Genomic DNA, 12,335 nt, shown 5'->3' with positions numbered 1-12,335 from the left:
ATTACTCCCTATTCCTTTTCAACCCATCAAATTCCGATGGGTCGTTTGTTTTTAAATAAGCCTTTACCCGTGAGGCATGGGGCTGGGCCTTTAAATTGAACTCTTTTTGCAGCCTAAGTTTATGCGGTCTCAATGCGAACATTTCCCTAATTTGATTTTGTAGTTCTATGTTCAATTTTGATTTTCTATCTTTTTTTGAAAGTGGCCTACGACCACTGTCCAAGACAATTTTATTTTGAAGGGCTTTGAGAATCAATTCCTGTTGTTCAAATAATTTGTCTAGTTTGGTGGCGATTGCATTTAAATCGTTTTCCATAATATTTTTTGAATACTTCATTGCTATGGTTGATTTCGATTATCTAGTTTTCGCATCTAATGGGAGCAAAGACTATTTAGTTAATCAATTACAGAAACTGACAATTCTGTATGGTCAACACTAATAATGACCGCGGTTTCGTAAAGTATTTCGGTTATGAGTTATACTTTGGTTTTTATTGTATTAAAGCTCTATCCAAGTTCATCTGTCTAACTGATCTACCTGAGAGCCGTTCTTTTTAACAAGCTCTATTTGGGCCTTATTTTGGATGAAATCGGAAACTTTTCAAAGGTAAATATTGCCAATATTAATACACTTTGGCCTGTTATATTTTTATCAAAAGTTATCAGAGGTTTCTTCCAAAAAATAAAGGAAGAAAATAAAACTTTTACGAACCGAAAGAGATAAAACCATACTATAGTTATTCTTAGAATGCTCAAGGAACGAGAATGCATGTAGATTTGCCCGACAATCATCTAAAGTACCTTTTGTTTAAGGTATTGCAATTTGTGATACCACCCCAATCAACAGAGTTTTTTAAACGCATGCTACGCCTGAAACCCTAAAAAGTAAGAGCACAGTGGCATAATTTCCATCATATAGTATCCTTTTTTTCAAGTTTGGCAAGACCCAAATAGTAATAGATATCGTGAGTTAAGTTTAAAAAAGCTTTATCTTACCGCGATAATTAATCCCAGCAATTGACTGCCATGGAAGTGATCTGTGTTCAAAAAGAAGCCTTTTACGCCCTTTTCGATAAGGTGGTAGAACACATTGAATCCAACCGTAAAGACAATAAAGAGAAATGGATAGATGGAGAGGAAGCCATGTCAATCCTTAAAATCAAGTCCACGACAACGCTCCAAAAATTAAGAGACGAGGGAAAAATCAGGTTTTCCCAGCCCCAAAAGAAAATCATCCTTTACGATAGGGATTCCATTATGGAATATATCGAGAAACATGCCCGCGAAACCTTTTGACTATGGAAGAAGAAATCAAAATTGACGATAAGTTCAAGAGTGCATTCAATCTTGGTTATAGAATTGCAGAAGAACTGGATTTGAAAACTCTCATATTTGAGAACCAAGAAAAACTTATGCCCACCAATCCCATGCATTTGGGCATGAAACAGTTTATTGATGAAGCCAAACTTTCCAAAAAGAAACGATTGGATAAATCCTTGGACCAAAAACGGGAACAAAGGACCAAATGGAAAAGGGGCAAAGGTCTTGGCCTTTGAAACCGTTATCCACATAATACGCACTTTCTACCTGTTCCCCCCGGCCTGCGGAAGTAGAAAAACCGGAAAAAGGTTTTCCGACCCCCTCGGCCAGCGCAAAAGTACAAGCGGCGGAAATCCGCTTGAACTTTTTTCTCCCTACCCACAAAAACCGGGGCAATTCTATGCCCTTATCCAAGATTTTGAATTCCCATATGAGACCATTTGAAAGTTAATGCTGTACCCATTTGAACTCATATGGTTTGATATGATTTTACAATATAAATAATTGATTATTAATTAGTTATAATCAAAATTCTTGCCCTATATTTATCTGCAAAGCAGATAGCGAGCTGGATTCTAAGTAACTTAGAATTGTCTACTTCTGGCGAAGTGCTTTGCTTTAAAAAGCAACGAAAATGAAACAACAGAAAAGAGGCCGAAAACGATTGGGAAAAAAGAAGCGATACCATAACGTGATGCTCCGTTTCAATGATTCGGAATACGAAAAATTGAAGGGACTGTGCGAATCATTTGATCTGGACATATCAAAAAGGGGAACGATAAGCCCCCTGTTAAGAAGGTTGGTACTGAACCATAAGGCCGATGTGAAGGACAGGCTCCCCGATACCTCAAATCTGGCGTACCAAATCAACAAGATCGGCAACAACATCAACCAATTGGTCAAGCTGGCACACCACAAGAATTTGAGAAGTCCGAACATGGGCCTGCAAAGTGAAATACGCAAGACGAACGGACTGTTGCTAGAGCTTTTAGAAATTTTATGTGAGGGAAAAACAGGATGATAGGAAACATCATTTACGGCGAAACCTGTCAGGGAACATTGAACTATGTCCTCGGTAAAGATGGTATGCGAATACTAGGTTACGGAAACACATTTTCCCAAAGCATAACGCCAACGTTCTTCGGGAACGTGCTGCATTTTCAAGGACAGCGCAACGCTACCAAGAACCGTTATGCCCATATCAGCTTAAGCCTTCCCCATGGGGAACACCTTGACGATGCGACTTTTTTTAAAATATCGGAGGAATATATGGACAGCATGGGCTACGGGGAACAGCCCTACGTCGTGGTCAGGCATACGGATACTAAGCACGAACATGTACATATAGTAACCACCAATGTGAAGGAAGATGGAAAGTTGCTCAGTATCTTCAACAGTTATCGACGGAACATCGCGGCCCACCAAGCCCTCGAAAGAAAGTACGGCCTATCGCCATCCCCTAGCACCAAACAGGAAAGGGAACTCCCCCTTTACCGATTACCGGAGCTGAAAATTGATGTGGACAATACCCAGGGAACTAGGTTCTATATCCAGGACGTTTTGAACACCGTCCTCCAAAAATACAAGGTGCGAAGCTTTGAGCAACTTGCAAGATTGGTAAAACCCTATCACATTGAAATAAAAAAGACCAATAGCAAATCCGGTAGGATTGGAGTGGCCTATGGTCTAAACAACCAACAGGGCTATCGTACACGATTCATCAACGGTTCAGAGGTACATCGACAGTTGAGCGGCCCGAAACTGCAAAAAGTGTTCGACATCCATTCAAAATCGAAACAGTTGCCAATGCACCGCAAACGATTGCTCAAACAGATAGAGACCACCTACAATCTTTTCAAAACTATCAAGCCGTATGATTTAGAGGAAGTGCTCAGGGAATACCAGAACATCGATGTAAAACTGGATACGAAAGGCGATACCATCGAGGGATATACCGTCTATGACAAATCCCGGTATGTTTTTAGGGAAAGGGAACTTAGCAAAAACATCCCCATGTTGAACCGTCTAGCTATTTTCGGTAACGGCGATGAACCCACGACAATCGACATCGAGAGCAAACAGTTCAAACTGGAGATACAAAAATTGCTAAAAGAAGCATTCCATACCTCCTACATAAAATCCCAAAGACAGGAAGGACTGTTCTCGGAGTACATTGACAACGTACATCCTAAAGATGTGTCCAAGCATTTATTGGAATCCAAGGGCTTTCAGTTCCTGGACCGTTACGTCCCAAAAGAACAAAAGGAACATCTCAAAATGGCCTTTGCCAATGCCTATCCAAATGTTAGGGATGAATTGTACGAACGGGAAACAAAACGAGACGAAGAAACTCTAAAGAACAAGTTCAGGCTCATCGACAAGGTACTGGAAAAACAAGTTTTCAATGTTGGCATGAAAGAAGGAAGCGTTCGACATCTGTTCCAGTCGTTGGGTGTTCGCTACCACAACAACGAACTGTTGTTTGCAGATTCCAATAAGAATAGCCTGCCCGCCAATATCGGAAAGCTCGACTTTCCCAACAGCATGGAAGAATATGTGTCCAAGGCCTTTGTCCGCCAAAACCATCTGATGCTGGAAATGCTGACTGAACAAAATCCAGAAAGCCATACAAAGCCAACGGTAACAGCCATTTTCCTGCCGATGGTCTTTCCACGGCTCTACGAGCGCATGAACCCCGCCCATAAGCAACGGTTCGATACCATTGCTTTGGAAGCCTACGTTCAATATGCCGAGCGGGTGCACGCGCCTTTTGAAAAATCCCCCAGGGACTATATCGCTTTTTTCAATGCCAAGGGGTTCTATTTCGAAAGGGATGGAAATGGGTTCAAGGTCAAATCGATTTATACGGACTATAATGCGAGCCATGCCCTATCAAAAAGAACGGGCTGTTATCTGGATTCCACTCCCAATTTGACTGCAGTACTACAAGAACAGGATAAGGTCATCAATGGTTTGGCAGAAGATGGCAGGTACAATCTCAAAAACCTATGGGCGGGTTATTTGACTGAAAAGGGATTGTATAACAGAGTTGCCTATATGGTGACCAACGAAAAAACCGAGTCAAATCTACATAAAGAAATAGTCGAGCACCACATGGAAAATGGTCTTCAAAAAATGATACGGGAGGCCATCACCAAAAAATCCGCAATTGAACACAATCGAGTGCTCAGAAAAGGTGCTCAAGCCGTTAGCTCTACATCGAACAGCACGGGCGAAGGGGAAAAGGCATATAATGGCTTCAAAGATGAGCTGACCGACTGGACGAAGCGCAAACGTAAAAGGGGTAGGGGACTTTCATTTTAAACCAGTACTTTATTATAGTGCCGAAAAATGTTCTTTTTATCGAACTATTGATATAGACTAATGCGAAAAACAATCCTTGATTAAATTATGCAGGAACAGCGTAAAAATAGTGGACACTTACTGTAAATATCTTTTACAGTTTGGAAAAAATATTTAGAATGAAGAGGTATAAATAGATGATAATAAATTAGTTATGTTTTTGGCATAATTTAAGTATAAGAAACTTTAAACTTTTCAAGTGGGCAATTATTAATTACATCTGAAGCTTGAATTTTGACAACCTATTATATCAACGAGAATCATGTTCAAAAACTATCTTAAGATTGTTTGGCGAAACCTAAAACGGAACAAAGGCTATTTCGCTATCAACATTGGTGGTTTGGCCGTCGGAATAATGGTTACCATGTTGATTGGTCTTTGGATCTCCGCTGAACTTTCTTTTAATACATATCACGAGAATTATGATAAAATAGCCCAAGTATGGCAACATCAAACTTATAGTGGTAATAGAGAAACACAAAATTCAATACCCGCTCCGTTAGGGCCTGAACTAGAGAATAACTATAAAGGCGATTTTAAACATGTTGTCATGTCATCTTACACCTGGGAACATATTCTTTCAAAAGATGATAAGAAACTTACGGAGAAGGGCAACTATATGGATGTGGATGCTCCTGAAATGCTTTCTTTGAATATGCTGAATGGAAATCGTGATGGCTTGAAGGAAATCAATTCCATCTTTCTCTCAGAATCTCTTGCTAAATCTTTTTTTGGAACTCAAGACCCGATTGGCCAAGTAGTGGAACTTGATAACGAACTTAATGTTGTAGTGAAGGGAGTGTATGAAGATTTGCCCAATAGTTCTGAATTTTCCGAAGTGATGTTCATTGCTCCATGGAAACTGTACACATCGTCTTTCGATTGGGTCAACTCCGCAATCGAAAATCCTCAATGGGACGATAATTCTTATCAGTTATATGTTCAAATTGCGGACAATACAAACTTTGAAACGGTCAACAAAAAAATCAAGAATGTCAAATATGACAAATTAGATACATCGCAAAAAGCTCTAAAGACCGAAGTCTTTCTACATCCAATGGCAGATTGGCATTTGAAATCGACTTGGGAAAACGGTGTTCAAACAGGTGGCTTTATAAAGTATGTTCGTTTGTTTGGTATTATCGGCTTTTTTGTCCTGCTTTTGGCATGTGTCAATTTTATGAACCTGAGCACTGCCAATTCTGTAAAACGGAATATAGAAATCGGTGTACGAAAATCAGTGGGCTCGAACAAGGGACAATTGGTCAATCAGTTTTTGAGCGAATCAATCGTAATCGTTCTCATTTCATTTTGTGTTGCCATTTTAATGGTTTTGCTCGCCCTTCCCTTTTTCAATCAATTGGCGGATAAACAAATAGAATTTCCCTACAACAGTCTGATCTTCTGGTTGATTTGTATAGCAAGTATACTCTTCGTTGGGCTATTGGCCGGAAGCTACCCAGCTCTTTATTTGTCCTCTTTCAAACCGGTCAAGGTATTAAAGGGAACCTTTAAGGCAGGGAGTTCTGGAACGGTGTTTCGAAAAGTTCTGGTTGTATGGCAATTTACCGTCTCCGTAATTTTAATCGTTGGAACGATAATCGTCAGGGAACAGATTGAACACTCCAAGGAGCGTCCCTTGGGTTACGACAAGGAAGGCCTTGTAATAATAGAAATCTCGACCTCCGATTATGAAGGTAAATACAACTTGCTTCGAAACGAATTAAAGAATCGCAATGCAATAGTGGAAATGGCGCAATCTTCCAGTCCGCTAACCGCTGCTTTCAACAGTAATGATGGGTTTTCTTGGGAAGGAAAAGACCCTAATTTCAATGCCGAGTTCGCGAATTTTTATATCACTCACGATTATGGGAAGACCGTTGATTGGGAAATAGTCGAAGGTCGGGATTTTTCAAGGGAGTTCTCCACTGATTCTACAGCCTATGTTATCAATGAGGCTGCGGTGAAGCATATGGGGATAGAGAACCCAGTCGGAAAAATAATCAAATGGGGAAATTCCGAACACAAAATAATCGGTGTTGTAAAGGATATATTGTCAGAGTCTCCATATAACTCGGTCAAGCATGCCATCTATATGATTGACTATGTATATAACGTAAATTACATTGAATTAAAGTTGAATCCTGACAAAAGTGTGTCCGAATCTCTTTCAATAATAGAAGATGTTTTCACAGAATATGTTCCAGCGGTTCCTTTTGAATATCAATTCGTGGATCAAAACTACGCCGAGAAATTTGCCGAAATGGAGCGTATCGGGAAACTATCAGGGATTTTTTCTTTACTGGCTATTTTTATTAGCTGTTTGGGACTAATCGGTCTTGCATCTTTCATGGCAGATCAACGTACAAAAGAAATCGGAATCCGCAAAGTTCTAGGTGCGTCCGTAATGAATCTATGGGGCATGCTTTCAAAAGACTTTATTGGTTTGGTTCTTATATCGGTTTTAATAGCTACACCGATTGCGTGGTATTTTATGAACCAATGGTTAGAAAACTATACGTATCGAACGGAAATAAGTTGGTGGATATTTGCCTTTGCTGGAATGGCCGCTTTATTAATAACGGTACTAACTGTAAGTTATCAAGCGATTCGGGCCGCAATTTCTGACCCCGTTAAAAGCTTACGTACAGAGTAGTACCTTAAAACGGCGGTTTTAAAGCACTGTAATGTAAAGTTAAAATCACATACCGAAAAACCTATAAGGGGTCATCTTTCAAAGTCATCCTCGAAGGCAAGGTTGCCGTTTGCATCGGAAAGCATTACATGGTCGATGGACCCCTTTCCGTCAAAAGCGTACGTCAATCCCATAATATTGCCAAAGTCTTTCCTGAACCGTTCAAAGTAGGCCGGCCTTCCGTTTACCGTTATCGTAGCCTCCTTGTCCTTGACGTGGATTCCGATTTCCTGCCAATCAAAGACGTTCACCCCGGATAGGGAAAGATCACTGGACTTTCCGCTTCTGCTAATCTCGCCCATTTTATAATATCCGAAATTCTCACAGCCCTTTAGGACCAAACAAACGGAAAAGATATGTACCTCCGTGACGATCAGAACAGTCAGCCAAGGGCAATTGGTGTCCACCATTTTGTCCACTTTTACCCTAGTGAAAAATTCAAAATTGTCCGAGGAAACACCGTATTTCCTACTGTTACTGATCCTGGTATAAAAGTGCTTGGAACTGCCCAACTTTCTTTTGACCAGTTCTTCAGGGAGATGAAGTTGTCCCTTGTCAATAAAGGACTCCCCTTTAAAGTGGACAAATTGGTCGTCCGATGTGCTATGATAGGCATGTGGTTCCCAGCCATCGCTCAGTATGTGTATCGGTTGCATGGCGATGACACTATCATTGGCGATGAGCCGAGCCCTATGGTAACCGGATTCGTAATAAATGCTGGATATCGTTTTTTGTTCCGGATCTATGCGTTCCCTTCGCCATGGGTTCCAGGATTGCTGGATAAAAAAGCTGTCCGCTTCCACATGGGATACGTCATAGTTGAAGATAGCAGTATTGGGAACCCCTCGGGCCAGGGTCTTATCTACTTCGAATACGACCGAACCATGAATAGAAACATCGCCCTTTATCCCCCACAGTGTTCGGCCACCGACCGTAAAAAACAAAAAAACGGCCAAGATCAACAAGGCCACACCTACCCAGACCATTTTTCGTCCTTTGGAAGCAAGACCGGTTTTCGGATTCCTTGACCTTGGGGAGAATGGCACCCTTTTTTCCTCCGCTCCCTTGTTCCGAAGCTTAAAATCCTGCCAATCCGAATAATCCAAAATACCGACCAATGCATTTAAGGTCGCCAGTCGGGGCCCTTGCTTGAAATCGTTCTTCCAGACCCTCTTCAAGGTGGACAGGCTTATATAGACCCCCTCTTTTTCCTCGATATAATTCGAAAGAAGCTCCAGATCCTTTTGGTTATGGCCGTGCCCGTTTCCAAAAGAAAACTTTTCTTCCAACTGCCTTTTGCAGATTTCTATATATTCATTTTCCGTGTAGGGCATGGACAAAATTAGGATAACAAAGGGAGAAAACATATGGAATTTCGCAAATGACCCGATTTTGAACCTATAATGATCTCTTTTTGAATTGGAATGCGCTTATCAAAGGGTGTACTTTGGGTTTAAAATGAAAATCATGAAAAAAATACCCATATCGTTAATTGTATGTCTTATGTTTTGTGCGGATATCCACTCCCAGGAAACTATTGGGGCAAAATCGGAAAACTGGACCGTTTACAACAGGGAGGTCTCTTTTGACAAGGGTGCCGTTCATTTGAACGCAAAGGAAGGCGATGGTCTATCGTGGGTCAAGGACTATGGGTTTTCGGACGGAACGATCGAATTGGAAGTAAAGGGCAAAAACAATCCGGGCAGAAGTTTTGTGGGAATAGCCTTTCACGGTCTGGACGGCGAGACCTTTGATGCGGTATATTTTCGTCCTTTTAATTTCAAAAATCCGGGGAAACGTGCCAATTCGGTCCAATACATCTCTATGCCGGGCCATGATTGGCGCAGTTTGAGAGAAGCATTTCCTGGCAAATATGAAAGTAAGATAGAACCTGTTCCGGAACCAGTGGACGACTGGTTCCAGGTGAAAGTGGTAATCGATTATCCCAATATCCAGGTATTTATTAATGGGGCCACTACCCCCACTCTTTCAGTCAAACAATTAAGCAATAGGAAAAAGGGAAAACTGGGCCTTTGGGTGGGAAATGGTTCGGAAGGATGGTTCAGGAACCTGACCATCAAGCACAGATAGTCATTCTACTTGCATTTAAAAAATGACTAAAGTGAAATCTATTTTGCAATCACGGAAAGATGCCTTATAGATGGGAGGTTCGAACCAAATTTCATTCCATAGAGGGTATTACACTCTAATTGAGACGGAGCATTGTCCATTTTTTAAGGTTTTAAGTATTGCCCCGTTACCACGAAAACAAAAAATCGTCTACATATACTAATCGCTATGTTTAAAAATTTCTTTCGTGTTGCCATTCGTGGGTTTATCCGACAAAAAGGGGTCGCAGTGCTCAATATCGCGGGGCTGGCCATCGGTCTGGCTTCGGCAACGCTTATATTTATCTACGTCCAAGATGAACTTGGTTACGACACGATGCATCCTGCCCCCGATCTGACCTTTGGTATTGGGCATGATTTCACCAACAATCGAGGAGAGGAATCGAGTCGTCCTACCTCGCCTGCAGGATGGGGGAGTTTGTTACAAGACCGTATGCCCGAAGTGGTAGAAGTATTTCGCCACATGCACCTGGGTTTTCCTTGCAACATGAGAAATCCGGATAACGATAATAGGTTGCTCACCCTGGAAGGGGAAGTTTTCTTGGTAGAGAAAACGTATCCCAAAGTGATGTACTTCCCCCTGCTTCAGGGTGATAAAGACCAAGTTTTTTCCCAGCTCAATAGTATCGTTTTATCGGAAACGGCCGCCCAACGTTTGTTCGGTGCCACGGATGTAGTAGGCCGTCAACTAGAAGTGAAGCATATTGCCCTGGCCGATAAATACATGCCTTTGACGGTCACCGGGGTGATGAAAGACTATCCGAGCAATTCTCATCTGCAACCCGATTATTTGCTCCCCATAGAACTGTTCGATTACAATCTTCGGAAAAATGTGGGCGTGACAATAACCGAATTTTTATCCAATATGGATAGATTCAATGCGTTTACCTACGTCCGGCTGGCCGAAGGGGCCGATATAGCAAACGTAGAAGCTGGCCTACATCGCATGGTGAAGGAACACCTGAAAGATAAGGCTAGCCGATACCGGCCCTTTGTAACCAACATCTCTGACTTCCACTTTGATGAAAAGACCGATTGGACACCATGGAACGCTTCGGCCAGTTTTGACTACATTATCCTATTTAGCGCTATTGGGCTATTGATACTGCTCATTGCCTGTATCAATTACATGAACCTGGCTACGGCAAAATCCGCTAAACGTTCCAAAGAAGTAGGAGTACGAAAAACATTGGGCAGTAGCCGATGGTACCTTGTAGGTCAGTTCATGCTGGAGTCGGTGCTCACCACCTTCATTGCCCTGGTATTGGCTCTTGTACTTGTGGCGATCGTGCTGCCAGCATTTAGTACATTGGCGGATAAGGACTTTACTTGGACCTCCTTACTGAACGGAAGCATCATGGGAAACTTGTTACTGATTGGATCGGTGGTCGCATTAGTCTCCGGTAGTTATCCGGCGCTCTTTCTCTCTAGCTTTAAGCCCACGAAGGTACTGAAAGGCACCCTCACGTTGGGAAAAGGCCCTGCCTATTTCCGTAAAACGCTGGTGATTATTCAATTTTCGGTTTCCGTATTGCTGATCGTCAGTACCGGTGTTATTCTTCAGCAGATGGACATGCTCCAAAGCTCCAAGCTGTACGGTCAGGCCGACCAAATAGTTTCGGTACGCTTTGGGGGTGGGATAGCTCCCTTAGAGAGCTACCCGGCGTTGAGAAATGAACTATTGCTCGATTCACAGATCAATGAAGTAACCTTAGGAGTCCATCTGCCCCGAAGAGAGAATTTTGGTTTGTTACTGACTTCTTTCGTTCTGCCGGATATCAGTGGTGATCAGGAATACAATTGGAAGCATTTGCAAGGAGATTATCACTTTCCCGACGTATTCGATATGGAGCTGGTGGCGGGAAGAAGTTTTAATGTAGGGAACGTGAACGATTCCACTAATTATGTAATCAACGAAACGGCGGTCCGTACCCTGAATATGCGTCCTGAAGAGGTAATTGGACTCAATCTTAGGAATAGCAGGTCCGGCGAAAACGGCCAAGTAATCGGTGTGGTCAAGGATTTTCCTTTCGAATCGATTTATTCCAGCATCAAACCGATGGTCATTCAGGCAAAGCAGCATATACGAAATCAAATTTTATACGTAAAACTACCCTCTAATCAGCTTTCCGAGAAATTAGCATACTTGAAGAAAACCTGGAAGAAGGTGCTACCGGGTATTCCTTTTGATTATTGGTTCCTTAGCGAGGAATTTGGAAGGATGTACAGTGCCGAATTAAAGCTATCCAATCTGGTGCGACTCTTCTCCATATTGGCAGTACTGATCGCCTGTTTGGGCCTGTATGGATTGGCCTCCTTTACTGCCGAACAAAAAACCAAGGAAATCGGGATACGAAAAGTGTTGGGAGCTGCCGTACCCCAAATCCTATGGATGTTGGTGGCCGACTTTTTAAGGATGATTCTGATAGCCTGTATAATCGCCCTGCCCTTGGGCTACTTTTTAATGCGGGGCTGGCTTCAAAACTTTGTTTACCGTATCGATATGGGCTGGATGGTCTTTGCGATTTCGGTGGCTATCATTGTGGGTATAACGCTATTGACCGTAGCTTACGAGAGTATCAAAGCATCCATCGTTGACCCCGCTAAATCATTAAAGTACGAATAAACGAAAAAGAATAGGGATATTCGCATTGACCGAACTCATTTCGATACTTATAGCATTTGTGACCATACACTTTCAGAGTTATCGGGCGGCGAATATCAACCCGGCAAGAAGCTTGAGAGTCCAGTTATTTCTTAAAACGGCAAGTTAATGGGACGGAATGGTTAGATAGAATGGCTTCCCAAAAAATGTTACAGATGCGGAT

General features: G+C 42.1%; 9 protein-coding genes. 7 read left to right on the top strand and 2 right to left on the bottom strand.

Features of this window, described 5'->3' with window-relative positions:
• Position 1: 1 nt before the first annotated feature.
• On the bottom strand, positions 2-337 hold the full coding sequence (locus ACO06Y_RS18650; protein WP_422080542.1) for a hypothetical protein: 336 nt from the start codon (positions 335-337) through the stop codon (positions 2-4).
• Positions 338-1,026: 689 nt separating this feature from the next.
• Between ACO06Y_RS18650 and ACO06Y_RS18645 the strand changes: the two genes are divergently transcribed.
• The 5 genes from ACO06Y_RS18645 to ACO06Y_RS18625 all read left to right on the top strand — a co-directional run bounded on the left by ACO06Y_RS18645 (position 1,027) and on the right by ACO06Y_RS18625 (position 7,339).
• Positions 1,027-1,296, top strand: coding sequence for a helix-turn-helix domain-containing protein (locus tag ACO06Y_RS18645; RefSeq protein WP_092980776.1), 270 nt, complete (start codon positions 1,027-1,029; stop codon positions 1,294-1,296).
• Positions 1,297-1,298: 2 nt separating this feature from the next.
• Positions 1,299-1,556, top strand: a complete 258-nt coding sequence (locus ACO06Y_RS18640; protein ID WP_422080541.1) for a hypothetical protein — start codon at positions 1,299-1,301, stop codon at positions 1,554-1,556.
• A 398-nt stretch (positions 1,557-1,954) separates the two neighbouring features.
• Positions 1,955-2,341: a plasmid mobilization protein gene (locus ACO06Y_RS18635; protein ID WP_422080540.1), complete on the top strand. Its 387-nt coding sequence runs from the start codon at positions 1,955-1,957 to the stop codon at positions 2,339-2,341.
• A complete protein-coding gene (locus ACO06Y_RS18630; protein ID WP_422080539.1) occupies positions 2,338-4,644 on the top strand; it encodes a relaxase/mobilization nuclease domain-containing protein in 2,307 nt (768 codons plus the stop codon). The genes ACO06Y_RS18635 and ACO06Y_RS18630 overlap by 4 nt, the downstream gene beginning before the upstream one ends.
• A 301-nt stretch (positions 4,645-4,945) precedes the next feature.
• Positions 4,946-7,339, top strand: coding sequence for an ABC transporter permease (locus ACO06Y_RS18625; protein ID WP_422080538.1), 2,394 nt, complete (start codon positions 4,946-4,948; stop codon positions 7,337-7,339).
• Positions 7,340-7,410: 71 nt separating this feature from the next.
• On the opposite strand, the gene ACO06Y_RS18620 is transcribed toward ACO06Y_RS18625, so the two are convergent.
• The gene (locus ACO06Y_RS18620) at positions 7,411-8,712 is read right to left on the bottom strand and encodes a hypothetical protein (RefSeq protein WP_422080537.1); all 1,302 of its coding nucleotides are present in this window, start codon (positions 8,710-8,712) and stop codon (positions 7,411-7,413) included.
• Positions 8,713-8,845: 133 nt separating this feature from the next.
• Between ACO06Y_RS18620 and ACO06Y_RS18615 the strand changes: the two genes are divergently transcribed.
• The gene (locus tag ACO06Y_RS18615; RefSeq protein WP_422080536.1) at positions 8,846-9,469 is read left to right on the top strand and encodes a family 16 glycoside hydrolase; all 624 of its coding nucleotides are present in this window, start codon (positions 8,846-8,848) and stop codon (positions 9,467-9,469) included.
• 207 nt (positions 9,470-9,676) lie between these two features.
• On the top strand, positions 9,677-12,133 hold the full coding sequence (locus ACO06Y_RS18610) for an ABC transporter permease (protein ID WP_422080535.1): 2,457 nt from the start codon (positions 9,677-9,679) through the stop codon (positions 12,131-12,133).
• Positions 12,134-12,335: the final 202 nt, after the last annotated feature.

The organism is Ulvibacterium sp. (genome assembly GCF_965228935.1).
Classification (GTDB): domain Bacteria; phylum Bacteroidota; class Bacteroidia; order Flavobacteriales; family Flavobacteriaceae; genus Ulvibacterium.
The sequence above is the reverse complement of the archived record's forward strand: the minus strand, read 5'-3'. Positions and strand labels throughout refer to the sequence as shown.